The 22,813-nt window shown below is 61.3% G+C and carries 23 protein-coding genes (1 of these 23 cut by a window edge); 11 read left to right on the top strand and 12 right to left on the bottom strand.

All coding sequences use genetic code 11. The annotated features are described in order from the left end of the window. Both DL86_RS07015 and DL86_RS19730 read right to left on the bottom strand, forming a co-directional pair. The gene (locus tag DL86_RS07015) at positions 1 to 987 is read right to left on the bottom strand and encodes an ion channel (RefSeq protein ID WP_051952905.1); all 987 of its coding nucleotides are present in this window, start codon (positions 985 to 987) and stop codon (positions 1 to 3) included. A 14-nt stretch (positions 988 to 1,001) separates the two neighbouring features. Continuing rightward, entirely contained in the window at positions 1,002 to 1,142 is a 141-nt protein-coding gene (locus tag DL86_RS19730; protein WP_156964521.1) for a hypothetical protein, read from the bottom strand. 333 nt (positions 1,143 to 1,475) lie between these two features. On the opposite strand from DL86_RS19730, the gene DL86_RS07020 reads away from it, so the two are divergent. Beyond that, positions 1,476 to 2,177 carry a heme-binding protein gene (locus tag DL86_RS07020; RefSeq protein WP_036259738.1) on the top strand — a complete coding sequence of 234 codons (702 nt, stop codon included), beginning with the start codon at positions 1,476 to 1,478 and terminating at the stop codon, positions 2,175 to 2,177. 137 nt (positions 2,178 to 2,314) lie between these two features. Here the strand turns inward: DL86_RS07020 and DL86_RS07025 are convergent, their stop codons facing one another. Then, a complete protein-coding gene (locus DL86_RS07025; RefSeq protein ID WP_036259928.1) occupies positions 2,315 to 2,620 on the bottom strand; it encodes an acylphosphatase in 306 nt (101 codons plus the stop codon). A gap of 72 nt (positions 2,621 to 2,692) precedes the next feature. Beyond that, positions 2,693 to 3,556 (bottom strand): pantoate--beta-alanine ligase, encoded by an 864-nt coding sequence (panC, locus tag DL86_RS07030; protein WP_036259741.1) that lies wholly within the window; start codon positions 3,554 to 3,556, stop codon positions 2,693 to 2,695. A 126-nt stretch (positions 3,557 to 3,682) separates the two neighbouring features. Here panC and DL86_RS07035 point away from each other — a divergent pair, with 126 nt between their 5' ends. The 5 genes from DL86_RS07035 to DL86_RS07055 all read left to right on the top strand — a co-directional run bounded on the left by DL86_RS07035 (position 3,683) and on the right by DL86_RS07055 (position 10,326). Further along, positions 3,683 to 6,007, top strand: coding sequence for an NADP-dependent malic enzyme (locus DL86_RS07035; RefSeq protein ID WP_036259742.1), 2,325 nt, complete (start codon positions 3,683 to 3,685; stop codon positions 6,005 to 6,007). 165 nt (positions 6,008 to 6,172) lie between these two features. After that, a complete protein-coding gene (gene gmd, locus DL86_RS07040) occupies positions 6,173 to 7,231 on the top strand; it encodes a GDP-mannose 4,6-dehydratase (protein ID WP_036259743.1) in 1,059 nt (352 codons plus the stop codon). Positions 7,232 to 7,240: 9 nt separating this feature from the next. Next, complete coding sequence (gene fcl / locus DL86_RS07045; RefSeq protein ID WP_036259745.1) at positions 7,241 to 8,206, top strand: GDP-L-fucose synthase; 966 nt, start codon at positions 7,241 to 7,243, stop codon at positions 8,204 to 8,206. Between the two features lie 128 nt (positions 8,207 to 8,334). After that, entirely contained in the window at positions 8,335 to 9,648 is a 1,314-nt protein-coding gene (locus tag DL86_RS07050; protein WP_156964522.1) for a hypothetical protein, read from the top strand. Between the two features lie 165 nt (positions 9,649 to 9,813). Further along, positions 9,814 to 10,326, top strand: coding sequence for a hypothetical protein (locus DL86_RS07055; RefSeq protein WP_245276285.1), 513 nt, complete (start codon positions 9,814 to 9,816; stop codon positions 10,324 to 10,326). Positions 10,327 to 10,461: 135 nt separating this feature from the next. Here DL86_RS07055 and DL86_RS07060 read toward each other — a convergent pair whose 3' ends face one another. Then, positions 10,462 to 12,855 (bottom strand): efflux RND transporter permease subunit, encoded by a 2,394-nt coding sequence (locus DL86_RS07060; RefSeq protein ID WP_036259930.1) that lies wholly within the window; start codon positions 12,853 to 12,855, stop codon positions 10,462 to 10,464. A gap of 592 nt (positions 12,856 to 13,447) precedes the next feature. Between DL86_RS07060 and DL86_RS07065 the strand changes: the two genes are divergently transcribed. Both DL86_RS07065 and DL86_RS18660 read left to right on the top strand, forming a co-directional pair. Then, a complete protein-coding gene (locus DL86_RS07065; protein ID WP_036259933.1) occupies positions 13,448 to 14,650 on the top strand; it encodes an acyl-CoA dehydrogenase in 1,203 nt (400 codons plus the stop codon). A gap of 144 nt (positions 14,651 to 14,794) precedes the next feature. Then, positions 14,795 to 15,457, top strand: a complete 663-nt coding sequence (locus DL86_RS18660; RefSeq protein WP_162180402.1) for a PAS domain-containing protein — start codon at positions 14,795 to 14,797, stop codon at positions 15,455 to 15,457. A gap of 42 nt (positions 15,458 to 15,499) precedes the next feature. Here the strand turns inward: DL86_RS18660 and DL86_RS07075 are convergent, their stop codons facing one another. From DL86_RS07075 to DL86_RS07090, 4 genes are all read right to left on the bottom strand, one after another. After that, positions 15,500 to 16,033: a gamma carbonic anhydrase family protein gene (locus tag DL86_RS07075; RefSeq protein ID WP_036259935.1), complete on the bottom strand. Its 534-nt coding sequence runs from the start codon at positions 16,031 to 16,033 to the stop codon at positions 15,500 to 15,502. Between the two features lie 198 nt (positions 16,034 to 16,231). Beyond that, a complete protein-coding gene (locus DL86_RS07080; protein WP_036259936.1) occupies positions 16,232 to 16,627 on the bottom strand; it encodes a DUF3126 family protein in 396 nt (131 codons plus the stop codon). 100 nt (positions 16,628 to 16,727) lie between these two features. Next, complete coding sequence (cysE, locus tag DL86_RS07085; protein WP_051952941.1) at positions 16,728 to 17,561, bottom strand: serine O-acetyltransferase; 834 nt, start codon at positions 17,559 to 17,561, stop codon at positions 16,728 to 16,730. A 166-nt stretch (positions 17,562 to 17,727) separates the two neighbouring features. Further along, positions 17,728 to 18,495 (bottom strand): alpha/beta fold hydrolase, encoded by a 768-nt coding sequence (locus DL86_RS07090; RefSeq protein WP_036259751.1) that lies wholly within the window; start codon positions 18,493 to 18,495, stop codon positions 17,728 to 17,730. 297 nt (positions 18,496 to 18,792) lie between these two features. Here DL86_RS07090 and DL86_RS07095 point away from each other — a divergent pair, with 297 nt between their 5' ends. Together DL86_RS07095 and DL86_RS07100 are read left to right on the top strand one after the other, a co-directional pair. After that, positions 18,793 to 19,014, top strand: a complete 222-nt coding sequence (locus DL86_RS07095; RefSeq protein WP_036259752.1) for a DUF2093 domain-containing protein — start codon at positions 18,793 to 18,795, stop codon at positions 19,012 to 19,014. 233 nt (positions 19,015 to 19,247) lie between these two features. Beyond that, entirely contained in the window at positions 19,248 to 19,466 is a 219-nt protein-coding gene (locus DL86_RS07100) for a hypothetical protein (protein WP_036259755.1), read from the top strand. 275 nt (positions 19,467 to 19,741) lie between these two features. On the opposite strand, the gene DL86_RS07105 is transcribed toward DL86_RS07100, so the two are convergent. The 3 genes from DL86_RS07105 to DL86_RS07115 form a co-directional block, all read right to left on the bottom strand. Then, positions 19,742 to 21,040: a 3-deoxy-D-manno-octulosonic acid transferase gene (locus DL86_RS07105; protein ID WP_036259758.1), complete on the bottom strand. Its 1,299-nt coding sequence runs from the start codon at positions 21,038 to 21,040 to the stop codon at positions 19,742 to 19,744. 79 nt (positions 21,041 to 21,119) lie between these two features. Beyond that, a complete protein-coding gene (locus DL86_RS07110) occupies positions 21,120 to 21,359 on the bottom strand; it encodes a DUF4170 domain-containing protein (protein WP_036259761.1) in 240 nt (79 codons plus the stop codon). A 70-nt stretch (positions 21,360 to 21,429) separates the two neighbouring features. After that, positions 21,430 to 22,320 (bottom strand): inositol monophosphatase family protein, encoded by an 891-nt coding sequence (locus tag DL86_RS07115; RefSeq protein ID WP_342585857.1) that lies wholly within the window; start codon positions 22,318 to 22,320, stop codon positions 21,430 to 21,432. A gap of 335 nt (positions 22,321 to 22,655) precedes the next feature. Here DL86_RS07115 and DL86_RS07120 point away from each other — a divergent pair, with 335 nt between their 5' ends. Continuing rightward, positions 22,656 to 22,813, top strand: the beginning of a protein-coding gene (locus tag DL86_RS07120) for a DUF6101 family protein (RefSeq protein WP_051952910.1). The gene runs 382 nt beyond the window's last position; the window shows 158 of its 540 coding nt (coding positions 1–158); it begins with the start codon at positions 22,656 to 22,658; its stop codon lies beyond the right edge, outside the window.

The following is a 22,813-nucleotide window of genomic DNA, read 5'->3' on the forward strand; positions in this document are numbered from 1 at the left end:
TCAGGATTCGCAAGGCGCGCCCGGCTCGTCGGGTTCGACCAGGCTCAAGCGGTGGAGGTCGGCGAAGGAGCGCCGCTGATCGTCGATCATGACGGCGTCGGCATAGTGCATGCCGAATAAAATATCGGCGTGGCTATAGATGTGCAGGTCATAGACGAAAGCGCTGAGCGCGTGGTCGCGCGCCTCGATTGTCATGAACAGTTGCGCGTCGGCCTGCGCCAATTGTTCGGCGTCATAGCCATAGAGGGGGCTCTTGGCGTCAATATGATGCATCAAAGTCCAGGTCAGCGGAAAGAAGGGGCGGCTGGAAATCGACAAATGGAGTTCGTGCAAATGCCGAAAAGATTGGCCTTCGGCGGTCTTTTCGTACAACAGCACGCCAAGCCGCGCGGAGGCATGGGTGAGCAGGGTCAGGCGGCCATTGGCTATCCGAAGCATGAGGGTCGGCGAACGGTTATGGCTGGTGATGACCGCCTGCTTGGCGTAGAGGATTTTTGGCCTAGGCCTCGAGAAACGAATGAAGACGAGACCTGTCATGATCGCAGTGAAGGCCATTCCGCAAACGATCTCCACGGTTGAAACCGCGTGGCCATAGGGCGTCACCGGCGCCATGACCCCGTAACCGACCGTCGCCAAAGTCTCGATGCTGAAAGAAAAGGCGTCGAAGAAGGAGCCCGGCCGCGCATTGGCGATGCACCCTGGGCTCGCGAGATAGAACAAGGCGAAGACTGTGTTGATGGCGAGTTCCGCGCCGACGAAGGCGAGGGCGAAGTCTCTCCAGCTCAAATCGATCGCAATATGGTAGGGGTCGCGCAAATCATAGCGCGACGCGCCATGTTTCACGAGATCATTGCCGCCGAACGCGCTGACCCGCATGGTCGCGGCGCGTTTCCGATAATATTGCGTTCGCGCCGGCGCGGCCTCGCCGGACGTGCCGCCGCCTTCCTCTCCCCTCTTGCGGCCAAACAATTTGGCTTTCTGCGCCATGCGGAAAAACGCGCTCACTTTTCGCGCGGAGCGTCGTAGCAGGCGCTGGGAAGGCTCGGGAGATTAAACTTGACCGGCTCGCCGCATTTGTCGCAGCCCGCCAGAGCGAGGCCCATAAGGATGAAACTGGCCATGGGAAACGCAATCCGCCGCATCGTGTTGCTCCTAAAATCCCTCTTGCCTTACCACGCCGGCCATCCGACCGCACGCGCTCGCCTCTGATCGCCCTCTGCATCCTTCAGGGAAAATCGCCAACCCAAGACGCGCATCCAGCGCCTTTTCGCGGACTGGCGCGGCGACGGCTATTGAAAAGCCTGAAAATCGGACCTCGGAATCGATTAAGCAGAGTCTTGACCATTGCCATCGGCTTCGAATAGCCTCCCGCAGCAACCTACAATTGCGCCATCGTTCAGATTCCCCGCCCAAATCGATCCGCCGACGGGCGATTTTCTGGCGCATGGACCAATAACATTTTCACGGAGGACGCCATGAAAAAAGCTCTCATTACGCTCACCCTCGGATTGCTCTGCACGCCGGCATTTGCCGATGAGCAGGCATGCGACATAGCGGCGGCGACCGTAAACAAGGTTCAATCGCAGCTCGCGGTCGTGATCAATCCAGCAAATTATCCGGACAAGAACGGCGGCCTATTCTCGCCCAACCGCATGTGGTCGGCCATCGTCGACCGCAAGGGACAACTTTGCTCGGTGATCAACTCCGGCAATGATCCGTGGCCCGGAAGCCGAGCCATCGCCATCGCCAAGGCCGGCACCGCGAATGATTTCAGCAATAGCGCCCTCGCCTTGTCGACCGCCAATCTCTATGGCCCGACCCAGCCGGGCGGATCGCTTTATGGCCTCAACAATTCGAATCCCTTCAATCCCGATTTCCTGGGTCAAGGATCGCTAGGGCGAGGGAGAGGCCAAACCCCCGGCGGCATCATCACCTTCGGCGGCGGCGTCGCGCTCTATCAAAGCGGCAAGGTCATCGGCGGCCTTGGAGTGAGCGGCGACACGTCCTGCGCGGATCACGCCATCGCCTTTCGCATGCGCCATCTCGCCGCCCTCGACGCATCGATCCCCGGCGGCGTCAAAGCGGACAATATTTCCTATTACCCCACTGCGGCCATCGATCCGAGTCAGTTCAAACAGCCCCATTGCCAGGGGGCCGGGATCGACGTCACTCCCTGACGAGCCTACGGCCAACCGCTGCATTCGATTGGGCTTTGGCCCTTTGACGCCGGCATGAAAGCGAGCGCCTTTCGATTCGAGAGGATTGCGAAGGCGCTCGAGCCGGCGAACTGCGCGGCCGAAGCGCTGCTGGCATCCTAAAGCGTGGCGATCTGACGAAACCCTGATCCCATGCCTGTCTCCCCAACGGCGGCCTCATCCGCTGCGACGACATCGATCCCCTCGACCCGGGCGAGCGGAGGCCCGCGCCAACAGGCTGCGCAGAGCGCCTCGACCGCTTCCGGCTCGCCGAAAAAGACGGCCTCGACGTCGCCATTCGAACGGTTTCTCACCCAGCCCGTCACTCCGCGCCGCTCTGCTTCCCGCACGACCCAGGCGCGATAGCCGACGCCCTGGACTCTGCCGCGAATGGTTGCGCGAACGATTTGTTGCCGGACATTCATGTCGTCTGCTCGCATTCCGTTTGGGAACCGCGGGGTTTGGGTTCGTCCGAAAGCAACGCAACGGACTGCGCCTCACACGGCGATATTATCGATGAGCCGCGTCTTGCCGAGCCTCGCCGCCGCAAGCAGGCGCATCGGGCCATCCTCGCGCCTGGCGATCGGCGCCAGCGTTTGGGCGTCGCGCGCCTCTACATAATCCGCCTCGAAACCAACTGCCGCGATGCTGGCTTTGGCCGCCGCCAACGCCGCGTCAATTGAAATTCCGCTGTTGATGTCAAAAGCGCAGCGGGCCAGGGCGGCATGAAGATTTGGCGCCGCCGCCCGCTCCTGCGCCGACAAATAGATGTTGCGCGAGGACAGAGCGAGGCCGTCCGGTTCGCGAATAGTCGGAGCGCCGAGAATCGCAACATCGATATCGAGGTCGCGCGCCATGCGAGTCACGACTTTGAGCTGCTGATAGTCCTTTTCGCCAAAGATCGCGACATCGGGGCGGCACTGGTTGAGCAGCTTCGCCACGACCGTCGCCACGCCTGAAAAATGCGTCGGCCGGAACCGATCCTCAAGGCCAGCCTCGGCGGGTCCGCCGACGACGATCTTTGTGGCGAACCCCTCCCCATACATTTCCTCGACGCTGGGCGCGAAGAGCGCATCGCCGCCGGCCGCCGCGAACTTGGCGGCGTCGGCCTCAAGGCTGCGCGGATAGTTCTCGAAATCCTCCGTAGGCGCGAATTGCGTCGGATTGACGAAAATCGACATCACGCTCCGACGCGCGCATCTCTTCGCTTCAAGCAGCAGCGCGACGTGTCCGGCATGAAGCGCGCCCATGGTCGGCGTCAAGGCGATTGTTTCGCCTTGCGCCCGCCATTGCGCGACCTGCGCCCGCAGGCTCGCGACGTCGCGCAGGATCGCGACTTGGCTTGCTCCGTCGGCGGCCATGAATGCTCCTTATTTCGTTCGGCAGCCTTATAAGGGCTTATCTCCACGCCCCCAAGCCCGTTAGCCTTGTGGACTTCGCGGCGCGGTCCGCGTATTGCGTGCGAGAAGTTCCGATAGCGAGTGTCCATGGCCCGATCCGTCACGTCCGACTTGACATCGAGCGCGCTCCATTACCACCGTTCGCCGCGTCCCGGTAAGCTCGAGATCCAGGCGACGAAGCCGTTGGGGACGCAGCACGATCTTGCGCTCGCCTATTCTCCCGGCGTCGCCGCCGCCTGTCTCGCAATCGCGGCCGACCCCGCCGCCGCGGCTGAGCTGACCATTCGCCAGAACCTCGTCGCGGTCGTCACCAATGGCACGGCTGTGCTCGGCCTCGGCAACATAGGTCCGCTCGCCGCCAAGCCGGTTATGGAGGGCAAGGCGGTCCTGTTCAAGAAATTCGCCGGAATCGATGTTTTCGACATCGAGATCGCGGAGAACGACGTCGACCGCCTCGTCGACATCATCGCCGCGCTGGAGCCGAGCTTCGGCGGCGTCAATCTCGAGGACATCAAGGCGCCGGAATGTTTCGAGGTCGAGCGCAGGCTGCGCGAGCGCATGTCGATCCCGGTGTTTCACGACGATCAGCACGGCACCGCGATCATCGTCGGCGCGGCGGTTTTGAACGCCATGGAGCTCTCCGGCAAATCCATTGACGCCGTCAAGATCGTGACCTCCGGCGCCGGCGCCGCGGCGCTGGCCTGTCTTGATTTTCTCGTCGAACTCGGCGCCAAGCGCGAGAATATTTTCGTCACCGACATCGAAGGCGTCGTCTACAAGGGCCGCGCGGCCTTGATGAACGCCCGCATGGAGGTCTATGCGCGGGACACTAACGCCCGCGGTCTCGCGGATGTCATTGGCGGCGCCGATGTTTTTCTCGGCCTTTCGGCCGGCGGCGTCCTAAAGCCGGACATGGTGAAGGAGATGGGCGAGCGGCCCCTGATCATGGCGCTCGCCAATCCGACGCCCGAAATCGAGCCGGAGGCAGCGATCTTGGCGCGGCCGGACGCGATGATCTGCACCGGGCGCTCCGACTATCCCAATCAAGTCAATAACGTCCTTTGTTTTCCTTATATTTTTCGCGGCGCCCTGGATGTCGCCGCCTCGACCATCAATGAGGCGATGAAACTCGCCGCCGTGCGGGCGATCGCGCAATTGGCGCATGAGCCGCCCTCCGACGTCGTCGCCAGGGCCTATGGCGGACAGACCCGCCGTTACGGCAATGACAGCCTCATTCCTTCGCCCTTCGATCCGCGCCTGATCCTGCGCATTGCTCCCGCCGTCGCCAGAGCGGCCATGGCGAGCGGCGTCGCGAGAAAGCCGATCGCCGATTTCACCGCTTATGAAGAAACGCTGTCGCGCTTCGTGTTCCGCTCCGGCTTCATCATGAAGCCCCTGCTGCAGGCCGCCAAGGCCGACCCCAGGCGCGTCATTTACGCGGAAGGCGAGGATGAGCGGGTGCTTCGCGCAATCCAGACCATCGTCGAGGAAGGCATCGCGAAGCCGATTCTCATCGGCCGCCCAAAAGTCATCGAAACGCGGCTCGAGCGGTTCGGTCTCTCGGTGCGCCCCGGGCGCGATTTCGAGCTGGTCAATCCGCAGGACGATCCGCGCTATCGCGACTATGTCGCCACCTATCTCGCCTGCGCCGGACGGCGCGGGATCACCCCGGACGCCGCGCGCACCTTGGTGCGGACCAATTCGACCGTGATCGCGGCGATCGCCGTGAAGCGCGGCGATGCCGATGCGATGCTCTGCGGTCTCGACGGGCGCTTCAAATCCCGCCTGCGCCACATCAGGGACATCATCGGTCTCGTTCCTGGCGCGACCGAATTTTCCGCGATGAGCCTGATGATCACCAGCAAGGGCGCCTTTTTTCTCACGGATACCCACGTCCGGCATGATCCCGCCGCATTCGAGATCGCGGAAATGGCGCTGATGTGCGCCCGCCATGTACGGCGGTTCGGCCTGGAGCCGAAGATCGCCCTCGTATCGCATTCGGATTTCGGTTCGGACGAGGCGCCCTCCTCCGTGAAAATGCGCGAGGCGCTGGAAATTCTGCGCAAACGCGCGCCCGAACTCGAGGTCGACGGCGAAATGCAAGCCGACACCGCTTTGTCTCAAGCGATCAGAGACCGCGTGCTGCCCTCTTCGCGCCTGACCGGCGAAGCGAATGTCCTCGTCATGCCCAATCTCGACGCGGCCAATATCGCCTATACGATGACGATGGTCATAGCAGACGCCCTGCCGGTCGGCCCGATCCTGATCGGAGCCGCAAAACCGGCCCATATTCTGACGCCTTCGACGACGACGCGGGGCATCGTCAACATGACCGCCGTCTCTGTCGCCGAAGCGCAGGGAGAGAGCCAGAGCGCGGCCTCGGACGCCGCTCCCGTGACCCACTTGGTTTAAGCGCGCCGATCGAGCCGCGATCTTTCTCGCGCAATCGATTCAATGCGCCGGGACGTCTGGCCACCAGTTCGCTTTTCTGCTAGTGCTTTTGCTATGCACAATCGGCGGAGCGATCCGCTGGAGCTGCAAGTAATTTGCAAACAATTTTAAAGGTATTTGCCGCGAATGACTTCAAAAAAGGTCGCCTTGATCACTGGCGTCACGGGGCAGGACGGCGCCCTCCTCGCCGAACTCCTTCTGTCGAAAGACTACATCGTGCATGGGGTGAAGCGGCGGTCGTCGCTGATCAACACCGATCGCGTCGATCATCTCTACCATGATCCGCATGAATCGGATGTTGGCTTCTTCCTGCACTATGGCGACCTCACCGATTCGACCAATCTCATCCGAATCGTCCAGGAGGTCCAGCCCGATGAGATTTACAACCTCGCCGCGCAAAGCCATGTGCAGGTGAGTTTCGAAACGCCGGAATATACCGCGAACTCCGATGCTGTCGGCGCGCTGCGGATTCTGGAGGCGATCCGAATCCTCAATCTCGGCGCGAAAACGCGCTTCTACCAAGCTTCGACATCGGAGCTTTATGGCAAGGTGCAAGCAATCCCGCAAAGCGAGACGACGCCATTTTATCCGCGCTCTCCCTATGCCGCCGCCAAGCTCTACGCCTATTGGATCACGGTCAATTATCGCGAAGCCTATGGAATGCACGCCTCGAACGGCATCCTGTTCAACCATGAAGGGCCGACCCGGGCGGAGACCTTCGTCACCCGCAAGATCACCCGCGCCGTCGCCGCGATCCATCTGGGCCTGCAGGACAAGCTCTTCTTGGGCAATCTCGACGCCAAGCGCGACTGGGGCCATGCCCGCGACTATGTAGACGGAATGTGGCGCATTCTGCAGCAGCCTGAAGCGGATGATTACGTTCTTGCGACCGGGGAGGCCCATACGGTTCGCGAATTCGTCGAACGCTCCTTCGCCGAGATCGGCGTCGAAATCGGCTGGAAGGGGACCGGGGTCGACGAGCGCGGCTTCGACGCCAAGACCGGCAAATGCCTCGTCGAAATCGATCCTCGATACTTTCGTCCGACCGAGGTCGATCTGCTCCTTGGCGATCCCACCAAAGCGTTCCAGAAGCTCGGTTGGAAGCATACGACCACTTTCCCGCAGCTCGTGTCGGAAATGGTCGCCAGTGATCTGATCGTGATGAAAAAGCGCGGCCGGGTCTAAGGAGGCGTCATGACCACGTTTTCGGCTAAAGCCGGCGCCAAGCGGCGGATCTGGGTCGCCGGGCATCGCGGCATGGTTGGCTCGGCCATCCTGCGCCGGCTCGCCAGGGAGGGCGCCGAAGTTCTCACCGCCGGCCGGGAGGAGCTCGATCTGCGCGAACAGGACGCCGTGCGGAGATGGGTGGCGCGGGAACGGCCCGATGTCATCATTCTGGCGGCGGCCAAGGTTGGCGGCATTCTTGCCAATGACACCTACCCGGCTGACTTCTTGGTCGAAAATCTCGTCATCGAGACAAATGTCATCCAGGCCGCGCATCAGGCCGACGTCGAAAGGCTGGTCTTTCTCGGATCGTCGTGCATCTATCCTAAATTCGCGCCGCAGCCGATCAAGGAAGAGGCGCTGCTGACCGGGCCGCTCGAACCGACCAACGAGTGGTATGCGATCGCCAAGATCGCCGGGATCAAGATGTGTCAAGCCTATCGGCGCCAATATGGGCGACGCTACATCTCGGTCATGCCCTGCAATCTCTATGGTCAAAACGATAATTTCGACCTGTCGACGAGTCACGTGCTGCCGGCCCTCATTCGCAAGTTCCACGAGGCCAAGGAGGCCGGCAAGAGTGAAGTGGTCGTGTGGGGCACAGGGACGCCTTTGCGGGAGTTCCTCTATGTCGACGACCTGGCCGACGCCGTCGTGTTCTTGATGGACCGCTACGACGGCGACGAACCGATCAATTGCGGCGCTGGCTCGGACGTGACCATTCGCCATCTCGCCGAGACGATCGGCCGCGTCGTCGGCTTCGAAGGAAGCCTCGTCTTCGACGCCGGCAAGCCTGACGGCACTCCGCGCAAACTCATGGATTCAGGGCGGCTGGCCGCCCTCGGCTGGCAGCCGAAGACAAAGCTCGAAGACGGCATCGCTGAAGTCTATCGATGGTTTCTTCAAGAGAAAAAACCTACCCTCGCCGCGGTTTGAGGCGGCTCTTCCGCGCGGCTCCCTACGCTTGAAAATGCTCTAGCGTTGCTTTACTCTGCCAAGAGGAAAATTGCCGGTCGCCTCCGCCATGGCGAGGGCGTTTTCTTTCCCTTTTCTCTCGACAGACGATGTCAATGTTTATTGCGCTCGGCATTCTTCTTGGCCTTGTCAGTCTTTGTCCAGCTCTCCTCACCGTGGAAGGGCGCCTCCTGCCTTCCCTCGTTCCCCTGCTTGTGGCGAGCGGTCTCATGATCGTTTCAACAAGCACGCCGGCCGGCGAGGCGCAGCGCCTGGCCAGACTCATCAGGCCTTTTGCGATCGGCGCGGTGGTTCCGGCAATCTGGATCTGCCTCCAAATGCTTCCTCTGCCCGCATGGCGCGCCGAGCCATGGGCGGGCGTTTTGGATTTGGCGAATCCGGTGTGGGCGAGCGTCGCCGCCGGATTCCGCCATAGCGTTGCGGGCAGCATCAGCGTCGACATCGGCGCGACAGCCATGGCCCTCGCCCGCTATCTTTCGCTTGTCGGCGCCGTCCTTCTCTCGGCCGCCGTCGCAATCAATCGCGATCGCGCCGAAGCTGTCTTGGTCGGTTTGACCGCCGTGACCGCTCTGATCGCTTTTGTCGTCGCTTGCGCCGAGATTTTCGGGGCAAGCTTCCCCACGGCGCGGGCCGAAGCCCTCGATTGCGCTTGTCTCGGGATCATTCTTTCCGCCGCCTGCGCCGCTCTCGTGTTCGAGCGCCGTGAATCGCGCAGAACCAAGCCAGGGCAGCGCGAAGCCAATTTCCTTGGGGCCATCGCCTGCGCGGCCGCCTTTCTCATCTGCGCGATCGCCCTCATCGCGGCCCGATCAGGCTCGCTTATTTTTGCGGCGAGCTGCGGGTTCTGCATGTTCGGCGCGGTCATTCTCGTCCGGCGCCTCGATCTGGGCGCCTGGGGCGCCGCCGCGATCGGCGTGACCGCGAGCGTGATCGCAATCGCATTGGCGGCAGGCGCCGCCGGTTACAGTTCGGACCCCCGTCTGGCCTTCGTCAAAAAAGACCCGGCATCGGTCGAGTTGACGCAACGCATGCTGACGGACGCGCCCTTTGCCGGCGCCGGCGCCGGAACATTCGGGGCGTTGCTGCCCATCTATCAGCCCGCCGCTCCCGAGACGGGCGAACTCGACGCCGTAACCGCGGCCGCCAAAATCTCGATAGAAATGGGCAGACCCTTCCTCTGGGCCGCGGTCCTCGCCGCGGCGATGATCGTGCTTTCGCTTCTGCGCGGGGCGGCGAGTCGCGGCCGCGATTCTTTCTATTCCGCGGCGGGGGCGGCTTGCGCCATTACGCTGATCGTCCTCGCCTTCGTCAATGTGGGCCTGTTCGGCGCGGCGCTTCCTCTCCTTGCAAGCGTCATTCTTGGCCTTGCCATAGCCCAGTCGCACGGCCAAGCGTCGACTTGAAGCGGCGCAAGGCGCAACTCGATCTGTGATTGCGCGTTAAAGATCGCGCCGCAGCCCATCGCCGCCCGCCGTTGATTTTTCTGTCTGTTGGGATTAGTCCTCATTTGAAATCAGCGCCGGCAAGGCTTGTCCTTGCGATCGCACACGTCATGGGAAGTAAAGGTCATGTCATACCATTTGATGCAGCTTCACGCTCCTTTACTCAGGCAAACGATCGTCGCCGCTGGCGTCTGCCTCTTCGCGTCGCAGGGATTGGCGCAGCGCGCGGATACCCCGTTCGTGGGCCTCGCCGGTTATTGGAGCGGCGGCGGCTCCATCACCTTGGCGAATGGCGCCAGTGAAAGGATTCGCTGCAAGGCGACCTATGCAGTTCATTCGAGCGGCAGGGCCATGAATCAAAGCCTGCGTTGCGCAAGCGACAGCTACAAACTCGAAATCACCAGCAATATCCTTTACGACGGCGGCGCGGTGTCCGGCTCTTGGAGCGAGGCGACCCGCAATGTATCGGGAAATATTTCCGGCCGCGCCAGCAGCGCGGAGATTCAGGCGAGGGTCGCCGGCGGCGCCTTCACGGCGAGCCTCGATGTTCGGACCCGCGGAAGCAGTCAGTCGGTGACGATAAGGCCGCAAGGCGGCACCAACGTGACAGGCGTGTCGATCACGCTGCGCAAGGGATGAGGCTCAAGCGCGTCGCCGGTTAGAGCATGATACCGAAAAGTGGAAACCGGTTTTTCGGACGACGCCATGCTCTAACTCTTTGAGGAGAGGCGGATTCAGACCTTAGACGAGATCGCGTTGCGATTCCGTCCAAAATCATCCGGCTCTAGGGGTGGCGAGGCGTTTTTTCCACATCGCAAGCTGGCCGCCAAGCCTGCGCAGAAACATGGCGGTCGGCCGCAGAATCAGAAGGTCGGCGACAAGCGCCGCGATCATCGCGAAGGCGCTCAGCCATCCGAACAGGCGCAACGACGGCAGGTCGGAAAAAATCGTGACCGCCAATCCACACGCCAGCACCACCGATGTCAGGATCAAGGCGGGGCCGACAAGCACGGTCGCGCGTTCGACCGCGTCGCCTGGATCCGCGCCGGGCTTGTCCTCAAGACGCAGCCGATTGAGGAAATGGATCGTCGCGCTCAATCCGAGCCCGAACGAGACCGTTAGCGCGACGACGCTCGCAAATTGCAAGCCTTGTCCCATGGCGTGAAGCGCCGCGCCCGACGCCACGACAGGAAAAATCCCCGGCAGGATGCTCGCCAGCAAGACAACGAACGAGCGGAAGGCGACGCCAATAAAAATCGCGACGAAAACAAATTCGAGGGTCAAGCCGCGGTTCAATTTTCCAATCATCGCGGCGCTGTTGCGCGCGGCGATCGCCGACAGACCGGTCACTGCAATGGCGTAGCCTGCATGGGCGGCGCGCACCTCATTGAGCGATTTGTCGAGCGCGTCGACGACTGGCACAAGCTGGCTCGCGTCGGCGTCCGCGATCCGGCCGGAGATCACGACGGCGTCGCGGTCGGCGGAGATAAAGCGCCGCGTCAGATGTTCTGGCAGCATGTCGACATATTGCTTCAGGACCGCGACATCCGAGCGGCCGATCTTTTCCATGAGCCAGCGCCGCAATGTTTCGAGCGACCAGACATTACCGACGCCTGCCTGTTTTTCGAGAATCGCATGCGTCCTGGCGATCGCGTCAAGGGTTTGCGGCGCAAAGAGCGAGGCGCCTTTGGGAAACTCGATCAAGACATCGATCGGATTGGCGCCGGTAAGTTTGGCGTCGAGACGGCCGCTGGCCGCGACGGCCTGCTGCTTGTCGGGCACCTGATCGGCGAGCTTGTATCTTGGCTCGAGGCTGGCGTAGGCGACGCCTAGGCCGCCAACCACGACAAGGCCGATGAGACTATAGAGTCCCGGCCGGCTGACCATGCGGGCGGCGATCCAGGCGCAAAAACGGCGCAGGATGTCGACGCCAAAGTCGCCGCCGCCGCCAATCTTCGCCGCGAAAGCCGCCTCGCGGCGCAGGAGCAGAACTCCGAGCAAGGGCATCAGCACCAGAACCGCGACCAGGGCGATGAGGGTGGCGATCAGGCCAGCCTCGCCAAAGGTCCGGATCAATTCGGAATCGGAAAACAGCAAGGCCAGAAAAGACAGCGCGGCCGTCGCATGGGTCAGGACGCAGGCCGGCCCGACGATCAGGACCGCGTTGCGCAGAGCCTCGTATTTGCCCTGGCCGGCGAGCAAACGATCGCGGGCGGCGAAGGTCAATTGCATGCTGTCGGAAAAACTGATGACCATGATGAGCGGCGTCATCACGTTAAGAAACATGTTGAGGCGGAAATCGAGCCAGCCAAGCGCGCCGAGCGCCAGCAATATGGCGATCAAAGGCGGCGCCGCCGCTATGATCATGAAGGAGACGCGGCGGAAGAAGAAGATGGCGATCAGACAGCCGGCGACGAAGCCGATGGCGTTATAGACCACTCTATCGCGTTCGACCGCGTTGCGGATCTCGAGCTGCATCACCGGAACGCCGGAGAGCTCGGCTTTCAGACCGGAGCCGGCGAGATCCTCGGCCATTGTCTTGCGAATCTCGCCGACGACATCGCGAAGGCCATTGGTCGCGACAATCGCCTGGTCGAGCGCAAGGACGATCAAGGTGAGTTCGCCGTCCTCCGACATGAGCTTGCCGCGAATGATTTCGTTGCCCCTGACCCGATCGATCAAGGCGTCATAGGCGTCGCCTTCTGGCAATGGATCTGGAAACAGCGGCGCCGGCGTCCCGCCGCCATCGGGCGGCTGGCGCGCGGAGAAGATCGAAATAATGCCGCGCGCGCCGTCGATGAGCTGAAGATCCGTGGCGAGATCGCGCAATTTGTCGAGCGAATCGCGATCGAGCAGCGTCTTGCCTTCGATCACGAGGAGGACGTCGAACTCGCTGGACGGGAAGCGCCGCGTCGCCTCTTCATATTGCTTGAATTCCGGCGTGTCGGAACGGAACAATTGGCTGAGCGAATCGTCGACCTTGATCCTGGCGACGCCAAAGCCGGCGGCGATGGCGAGGGCGAGCGCGACAAGCGCGACCGCCAGGGGGAAGCGCAAAGAAACAAGGCCAATGCGTTCAAAGCCGAGAGCGAGCGCATGCGGCTTCTTTGCGCCTGAAGGAGCAGTTCCGGCCGCGGCTGATGGCTTCGTCCGACCAAAATTTTCAATCGACAAGGGGGACTCCAAATCTCTGCGCGCCGCGCCGATGGCGCCGACAAGAGAGCAGGACGGACATTAGAGCGCTTCGCGATCGGATGGCGTTATCTGATCGAAAAGGAATCGCTCAACTTCAATAAGCTGGAGCATGATCTTATGAGACATCGGATCTATCCGATGTCTAAATGTCGAAAAACCCGCTCGACGCTGTCAGAACATGCTCCGGCGACGCCCAACCGACGCCAATCTGCTTCTTGCTCAAGATCCATGCGCTCAACATGCTTAAAGTATGGTTTTCATAATTGTCGCATCGATCAAATCACACTTTGTTGTTTCTATATTGCGATCGCCTTGGCCTTATCCAAGGCTCCCGCCCCCGAGTGAATGGCCTTGATCGAGATGCTCTGCCCCTCAAGGCGCCGCTACGATGAGGAGTATGCCGATTCGTCACTCTAAACAATGATCTTGGGCGCCGGCGGCGCATCGGGGAATGACCTATATCTGAACCGCTTGAAGACAAGGCGATCGCGCCGCCCCAATGCGCACGGAGATCGAGACCATGGAAAACCCAAGCGACAGAGACCCAGGGGCGGGCGACCAGGGGATGGCGTCCGCGCGCGGCGAAGCCAAACAAAGTTTCTCCTGGAGCGATCCCTTCGATCTCGACAGCCAGCTCAGCGAAGACGAAAGCCTTGTGCGCGGCTCGGCCCGGGCTTTCGCGCAAGAGGTCCTGCTGCCGCGCGTCACCGATGACTATCTCGACGAACGATTCGACCGCGTTATTATGACGAAAATGGGCGAGTTCGGCCTCCTCGGCCCGACAATTCCGCAAGCCTATGGCGGCGCCGGCCTCGGCTATGTCGCCTATGGGCTGGCCGCGCGCGAAGTGGAGCGCGTCGATAGCGGATATCGTTCGGCCATGAGCGTGCAATCGTCCCTGGTGATGCACCCGATTCACGCCTATGGCTCCGAGGATCAACGCCGAAAATATCTGCCCCGGCTGGCGCGCGGCGAATGGATCGGCTGTTTCGGCCTGACGGAGCCTGAGGCCGGCTCCGATCCGCAGGGGATGCGCGCGCGCGCGGAAAAGACCTCCCGAGGGTATCGCCTCACGGGCGCCAAGACCTGGATCACCAATAGTCCACTCGCCGATATTTTCGTGGTCTGGGCGAAATCTGCGGCGCACGACAATGCGATCCGAGGCTTCCTGCTGGAGCGCGGCATGGCTGGGCTGACCACGCCGACGATCGGACAAAAGCTCTCCCTTCGCGCCTCGGCCACCGGCGAAATCATCATGGACGGGGTCGAGGTCCCAGAACAAAATCTTTTGCCCAACGCCTCGGGCCTCAAAGGGCCTTTCGGCTGCCTGAACCGCGCCCGCTATGGCATCGCTTGGGGGACGATGGGGGCGGCGGAGGCCTGTTTCGAAGCCGCGCGCGCCTATAGCCTGGACCGCAGGCAGTTCGGCCGGCCGCTCGCCGCCAATCAGTTGATCCAAAAAAAGCTCGCCGATATGGAAACCGAGATCGCGCTCGGACTTCAGGCGGCGCTGCGCATCGGCCGCCTGTTCGAAGAAGATCGGCTGACGCCTGAAGCAATTTCGCTGGTCAAGCGCAATAATAGCGGCAAGGCGCTCGACATCGCCCGCATGGCGCGCGACATGCACGGCGCAAATGGGATTTCGGCCGCATTCCATGTCATGCGCCATCTCGCCAATCTCGAAACGGTGAACACCTATGAGGGAACGAGCGACATTCATGCGCTCATTCTCGGCCGCGCGATCACCGGCATCCAGGCGTTCTCGTAATAGCGCCTGTTCCTGTCCTTCCGTCTTTTGCCTTGGCACGCGGCCTGCTGGATTGATCCAAGCGATGCCGACCGCCGCCGAACCCGCATCATTTCGGGCCAACCGGCGCATTGGGACGGACCGAAACGGGACATGGAGGCCAAAATGAGACAGAAGGGAACCCGCGACCTGTTCGCTTATTGGAACGGCCTGCGGCGCGGCCGCGCCGCGCCCGAGCGCGCCGAGATCGATCCCGCGGCGATCCGCCATGTTCTCGCCGACACATTCATGCTTGAGGCGGACAGGGCGGAAAAATTTCCGTTCCGCCTTTCTGGAACGCGGGTCAACGCTCTTTTCGACGCTGAATTGAAGGGCCGCTCCTTCATCGATCTCTGGCGTCCGAAGGAGGCCCAGAACATGCCGGCCCTCCTCCTCAACGTCATCGACTCGGCCTGTCCGATTTTCGCCAGGATCGCCGCTGGACCCGAGGGTTATGGACTAACGGAGCTCGAGCTCTTGCTCTTGCCGATCCATCATCACGGCAAGGCGCAAGCGCGCATCCTTGGCCATATTGCTTGCCCCGACCAGCCGAGCTGGCTCGGACTGCTGCCGGCGCAACATCTTGTCTTGCGCGCGCTTCGCGTTGTTCGCGACGAGGCGGCTACGGACCCATCCATGATCCAATCGAGACGCGCCGAACCGCCGATCTCCTGGGCCGCCAATTCTTGGGCCGCCAGTTCTTGGGCGGCCAAGACGCATCTTTTTGTCCAGCGCGGCCATTTGCGCATCTATCCGGGCGGGCGCCGGGACGAACCGATCGCGACCTGACTGGCAATCCTTTCCAGCTATCGTGGCGCGGCTTTTGGCGGATTATTGCGCCAAGACCGCGAGTCCCTTGGCGAACCGTCGCGCATTGGCGACGTAATGCGCCGCGCTTTCGCGAAGGCCCTTCACATCGACTTCGTCGAGTGTGCGCAACACCTTAGCCGGACTGCCGACGATGAGAGAATTGTCGGGAAACGTCTTGCGCTCCGTCACCAAGGCATTGGCGCCGACGAGGCAATTGCGGCCAATGCGGGCGCCGTTCAAAATCGTCGCGCCCATGCCGATAAGGCTGTTTTCCCCGATCGCGCAGCCGTGCAGGATGGCGCGATGGCCGATCGTGCAGCCGGGGCCGATCGTCAAGGGAAATCCAGGATCGCTGTGGAGCACGGAGCCGTCCTGGACGTTGGAGCCCGCGCCGATCAGGAGCTCTTCATTGTCGCCGCGCAGGATTACGCCGAACCAGATCGAAGCGTCCCTCTCCAGCCGCACCCGGCCAATGACCTGCGCGTCCGGCGCGATCCAGAAGCCGCCATCCTCCGGTAGAACGGGCGCGATCCCATCAAGAGCGTAAAGCGGCATGTCGTCGATCTCCGGCGTCGGGCAATGGTCGTCTCGAACGGGCAATAAGATTGAATTAAAATAAGCCGCGTCAGCGCGAGCTCTTGCGGCGCATGATCTTATCCAAAAACTCTGCAACTTTTTGGGATCATGCTTCCTATCGCTTTGTTTCGGCGCATGATCTTATCCAAAAAGTCTACAACTTTTTGGGATCATGCTTTAGAAAGCATCGAGATCAAAGTCGAGAATCGCGATCTGCAAGGTGAAGCTCTTGCCTTTGGGATCATCCGCCGAGATCACGCCGAGAAAATCATCGCCATTGTTCAATTCGACCGAATCGCTCTTCTTGCCGCGGGGCATGATCTTCAACGAGTCGGTTTCGAAAAGCCGCCGCAAATAGTCTTGAAGAACCGGCCGCTCGACCGGGATCGGCATCTCGAAAGCGAAGGATCTATCGCCATCCTCGTCATCGACCATGATCGCGCCGATCCGGCGCTCGCCGAGATGCACGTCGGCATCCTCGGGATTATGTTTGCCCTGGGTGACCTTGATTGCCTGATTGCCAAGGGCCTGCCGCAGGAAACCCTGCAATTTTCGCAATTCCGCCTTTTCCAAAGCGATCTCCAAAGCCGACTGGGAGCGTGGCTTTGCCAGAAAAAACCCGCGGCGGCAACCTTAGCTTCGCTTGGAGGCAAGCTGGCCGCCAAATCGAGGCCTATTTCTTGATCGGCCCGTCGGCGATGATCTGATCCATCAGCCGCGACGGTTCGGCGCAGCCCGCCTCTCCGACGATCTTGGCCGGCACCCCCGCCACCGTTTTGTGATCCGGCACGGGTTTCAGCACCACCGAACCGGCGGCGATCCGGGAGCAGCGGCCAATCTCGATATTGCCGAGAATTTGAGCGCCGGCGCCAATCAAGACGCCCGACCTGACTTTCGGGTGACGGTCGCCTTTTTCCTTGCCGGTGCCGCCCAAAGTCACGTCCTGCAGCATCGAGACATCGTCGTCGATGACCGCCGTGGCCCCGATGACAAGGCCGGTCGCATGATCGAGGAAAATTCCCTTGCCGATCCTCGCGGCCGGATGAATATCGGTCTGGAACACCTCCGAGGAGCGGCTCTGCAGGTAAAGCGCGAAATCGCGCCGGCCGGCGCTCCAAAGCGCATGTGCAAGGCGATGCGTCTGAATGGCCTGGAAACCTTTGAAATAGAACACCGGCTCGATGATACGCGTGCATGCCGGATCGCGTTCGACGACCGCGATGATGTCGGCCCGGAAGGCTTCCCCGATCGAGGGCTGATCGGCGATGATGTCGAGATAGGTTTGCCGGATGAGATCGGCCGGCGCTGCCTGATGCCCAAGCCTTGTGGCGATGCGATGGATGATTGCGGCCTCGAGAGTCCCCTGACCGAGGATCGTCGAAAAAATCGCCCCGGCGAGCTCCGGCTCGTTTTGCACGACCTCTTGCGCCTCATTGCGCAGGCGCGCGAAGATTGGGTCAATCGCAGCCGGATCGACGATCTTTGCCGCGCCTCGAACATAGGTCACGGAACAGCTCCAAACAGATTTTGTATGCTCATGATTGAGGCTCCCATGCGCTTGCAGCAAAGCCCATACCACAGGAAATATAGGGCGGCGAGCCTGGGTTTCATGCGCGGCCCGAACAGTCAGGCGGTCAAGATCCGAGCATCATTTGCAAAGGATTGGCGGGGGCCTAAGGCCGCTCCTCAAGAAATTCGATGACCCCTTTTTTGTAGACATTATCGCCTACCGCGCGGTTATGATCGCGGCCCGGAATATCCAGTGCGCGCGCCGCCGGAAACATCGCGGCGAGCCTATGCGCATCTCCCGCGACCTCGTCCTCGGTTCCCGTTGCGATCAGCACCGGACGATCGATTTGGCCGAGTTCCTCCGCGCTCAAAACCTGGCGCGAGCCGCGCCGGCAGGCCGCCAGCGCCTTGAGGTCGCTCTTGGTCGCTTCCGCGAAGCCGCGAAACAACCTTTGCATCGGATCGGCGAGATCCTCTAGCGAGCGCGCCTCCATGGCGTCGGCGATGCCGGCGGGCAGTCCGGCCCCATCGACAAGATGATGGCCAACGCCGCCAAGGATTGCCGAGCGCACCCGATCTGGATGCGATTTGGCGAGGAAAGCGGTGATCTGCGCGCCCATGGAATATCCCATCACGTCAGCCGCCTCGATGCGCAGGTGATCGAGCAGCGCCCGCGCGTCCTCGGCCATTGTCTGGATGGCGTAGGCGGCGGGATCGTAAAATTTTTCGCTGCGGCCATGCCCGCGATTGTCCAGCGCGATGACGCGCCGTCCCGCTTCGGTCAAGGCTTTGACCCATTGGGGGAAATACCAGTTCACCGCATGATTGGAGGCAAACCCGTGGATGAGGAGAATAGGCTCGCCGCGATCAAAACCAACCGGCGCCTCGTCAACGAAGGCGAGGCGGACCCCAGCAGCGGAAAACTCAAGCATGGAGCCTCCTAAACATCAAAATCATGCCAAATCTTAAGAATCCAGGCGCATGCGTCGGCTTGCCAATACAAGCTTAATCGGCCGCTCGGCAAGTTTGGCGGCTAGATTGCCTGACAGGTTCGCTAGGTTCGGGGAACCGCATCCATACCGGCGGCGAATCGGCCAAGCCTCCCCCGCATGAGGGCAAAGGATTGACGCAAAATGCAATTCTCGCCGCGGATTTGCTGTCGATGGTGGCAAACCAAACGAAACTACGCTATCCTTGCTTCAAATCCGTTTCCATTGAGCCCGATTTTGATGAACCGCTATGAACGCCGCCCGATCTCCGTGGGGGAAGCCGAAGTCGAATATCTCGACGGCGAGTTTCGGATCCTGCGCCCAGGCGCCTATGTCCGCTGCGCCGTGACCGCTGTCGCGATCCGGATCGAGGATCTGCGCTATTGGAACGTCGATCTGCAGGAGCCCTACGCCGGTCCCGAGGCCAAACTGCAAAGGCTTGGCGTCAAGCCCAAAGCTTAATTTTAAGCACGCGAGCAAAGCAGCATTGTCGCGCCGAAGCGCATGATTATGCTCGCCTCGCCCGCGCCAACCGCTGTGGGCGGGACCAAACTGGCGCAAGATTATATATCCTGTTGGCCAAGGGCGCTGTGGCATAGAATGACGTTTCCGGCCGGAATCGGCGATTTTTGGCGCAGGCTTTTTTTTTGCAGCGCTCGTTGACTTGATCGTTTGCGATCCAAGGAGAAATTGGGATGAACAAAATAGACCGACCGCGCGAGATTATCGAATATTGCCTGAAGCCCCTGGACCTCTCCACCACGACAGACGAATACAAGGAAGCCTATCGTCGGCTTGAGCATGTCATTAAGACATTTCAATTGGCGGCCATAAAAGCCAAAATGCCGACCGCGATCGACTTTTCAAACATGAAGACAATTACGATCAACGAGCGCGCGCACGGAGACGAATGAAGCGGAGCGCGGCCTCGGCGCAATCCATTGGACCGGCGGATGAGGGAAATCTTCGCCTAGAGCATGTTCTTAAGAAAGTTGATCGACTTTTTCGATATTTAGACATCGGATATATCCGATGTCTCATAAGAACATGGCCCAACTCATTGAATTTGAGTGCTTCCCGATCCGCCGAAGGCAGCTCCGACTCTTTATCTTGCGGTATTTTCCCGACGCAAAGCGGCGCCTGCATTCGCTCCGAATGCGCTAATCGGGCCCAAGCTCGCGGCGGAGCGTCACGCGTCCATTCCCGATCGCGAGACCATCGCGTGCTCGACATAGGGCTCGATCGCCTGCATGATTCTGGTTGAGGCGCCGCCGAGGCGCTCCACCGTATCGGCGGCGGCGCGGCCCATCGCCCGCAGTTCCGCGGCGTCGAAGAGAAGCAAGGCCAGTTCGGCGGCCAGCGTTTCCTCATCGAACACCCGGCCCGCTCCGCCCGCGCCATCCAACGCTGAATAGGCCTCCGCGAAATCGGCGACGTCTGGACCATGCAGGATCGCGCAGCCGAGCTTGGCCGGCTCAATCGGATTGATCCCGCCGCCGCTGCAGAGCGACTTGCCCAGGAAGACGGCGCTTACGCTGCGGTAGAACAATCCGGCTTCCCCAAGCGTCCCAGCAAGATAGATCTCGGGCAAAGCGTCGCCCTCGCGATCGCTCGAGAGGGCGCGCGCCGTCAATCCGAGCTTTGCGGCGCGCAGCGCGATTTCAAGTCCGCGCTTGGCGTGGCGCGGAAGGATAATGGTGACCAGATCGGGAAAATGACGCGCCACCCGGCGATGGACGTCGAGGATGATTTCTTCCTCGCCAGGATAGGTCGAAAGCGCAGCCCATGCGGGCCGCGCTCCGAGCCGCGCGACGAGCCGCGCCAAGGCGGCGGCGTCCACCGGCGCCGGCGCAAAGTCGTAAAGGGCGTTGCCCGTGGCCTGCGCGCGCGCGGCGCCGAACGCCTTGAAGCGCTCCGCGTCGCCATCGGTTTGCGCAAGGCAAAGATCGACCCGCCGCAGAAGCGCGCGGAAGAAACCCGGCATTTTGCGCCAGACAAGGAAGGCTCGCGCAGACAGCCTGGCGTTGACGAGCGCCAGGGGAATTTTCCGACGGCTGGTTTCGACAATCAGATTGGGCCAAATCTCGGATTGCGCGATAAGGACAATGTCCGGGCGCCAATGATCAAGAAAGCGCGCCATGAATTTAGGAATGTCGAGCGGCGCGAATTGATGCAGGGTTTTTGGCGGCAGCCGCAGCGCCGCGAGCGCGCCGGAGGTCAATCGGCTCGTCGACACAACGACGCTGAAACCCGCCGACCCGAGTTTTTCGACAACCGGAAGCAGCGCCAATATCTCCGTCGCGCTGGCGCCATGGAGCCAGGCGAGCCTGCCTTCGGGCCGGGCCAGGCTCGGCCGGCCAAGCCGCTCGCCGAACCGGCTGTGATCCTCCTGTCCGAGATTGGCGCGCCAGCGCAAGTACAGTGGACAGAACGGTTCAAATCCGGCGCTGGCCAACCGATAGAGCGGAAGGAGGATGGAGCGCGTCACGGGCGGACCACATGCCGCGCATGCGGAGCCGATCCCCGGACCGCGCCCGTTTCAAAAACCAAACGGGGCGCCGCGGCTCTCACCTTTCGCCTTTCGAGGGATCGAGCAATCGATGCAAGTGGACCACGAAATACCGCATATGGGCATTGTCCACGGTTGCCTGAGACTTGCTTCTCCAAGCCTGCACCGCGGTCGCATAGTCGGAAAAAATTCCGACTATGTCGACCTTGGTCAAATCGCGGAATTCAGTGCCGTTCAGATCCTTAAGTTCACCGCCGAACACGAAATGGAGAAGCTGCTTGTCTGGGGCGTCGGTCATGGTCTGGTCCGAAGGGTTGCGGGTGGACAGGAAGGTTTGCGGTTCAATTCGAACCTGAAAGGAAGCTTGCTTAGCGATCAACCGTTGCCGCGCCTTTCGCCCGCCGGACCGCGGCGTTGACCTGCGCATGGAGTTGCTCCGGCGCGGCGGTGAGCACGCCGTGGCGCGTTTCGCCTCGATTATAAACAATTGCGCATCCGTCTAAACTTGCCAATCGTCCCCGCGCCTCATGAAGGATGAGATCGGCCGCCGCAATGTCCCAATCATGGGCGTTTTCAGAAGCGAACCCGGCGTCGAGCGCGCCCGACGCAACATAGGCGATTCGCATCGCAAGCGAGGGAATTCGCGGCTGCAGCTCAAATTGGAGCCCGGCCCGGCGCAACTCCTCGGCAAGGGACACCGGCGCCGCCACCCGCGCCCCGGCCTCTAGCGCTCCGAGCTTCGAAACTTCGATCGCCGCTTCATTGAGGCGAGCGCCGCCGCCCTTGACCGCTACATAGGTTTGCTGAAGCGCCGGGGCATGGACAACGCCAATGAGCGGACGGCCGCCTTGCACCAGCGCCGCCGCGATCGCCCAAGCCCGGTCCCCCCGCGCAAAAGCCCGCGTGCCGTCAATCGGATCGACGACGAGGACGAGGTCTTTCGAAAGGCGCGCGGCGGAGTCCTCGGATTCCTCGGAAAGCCACCCCGCCTCCGGCAGCAGGGCCTCAAAACGCTCTTTTAAAAATCGATCGACGAGAAAATCTGCCTCGGTGACCGGAGAGCCTCCAGCTTTATGCGAAATTTCAGCGATGGTCTTTTCCCCGGGCCGAAAAAACGCAAGCGCGAGTTCACCCGCGCTCCGAGCGGCCTCGATGAAGGAGGCGACCAGGGGCGCCTCATGCGTGATCGAAGACAAATCAATTTGCCGGCAAATGAGGAAATCAGGATTGGATGTATCCTGCTGCAGTGCGGCATACAAGCATTTCCCCGCCGTCGAAGGCGAACATCGATCGCATCATGCGCAGGAGCGCCGGGAGCGAGCGAAATCGCTAAAATTTGAATTTTCACGCCAATCGCTCGGCAGCCATAGGCGAGAAAACAAACCGGCTATGCAGCCTTGAAAAAAATGCGCCGCGTGCAGACTTACGTATTTGATATTATTTGTTGTTTTTCTTGCGCAGATGACGCCGGCGGCAGCACAGACTGACTCAAGCTTGGAATTTTACCGTTCATTCACCAGAGACGTTAGCGAAATCGATCATCTCTGCGGGCCAGACTACAGCTTAGCTCGATGCCCTCTCTGAGGCGGACATAATGAAACAAGCCAGCTTCACCCCCGGCACAGGACAGGAAATCGCCGCTCGAATCGGCCAGGATCCGCGCGCCGACGGTGGGCGCCGCACGATTTTGCTCGGCCAGCGCTGCGTCACGATCAAGCGGCGCGTGCAGGGCATGAAAATGCACCTGTCGGT

Source organism: Methylocapsa aurea (assembly GCF_000746085.1).
Lineage (GTDB): Bacteria > Pseudomonadota > Alphaproteobacteria > Rhizobiales > Beijerinckiaceae > Methylocapsa > Methylocapsa aurea.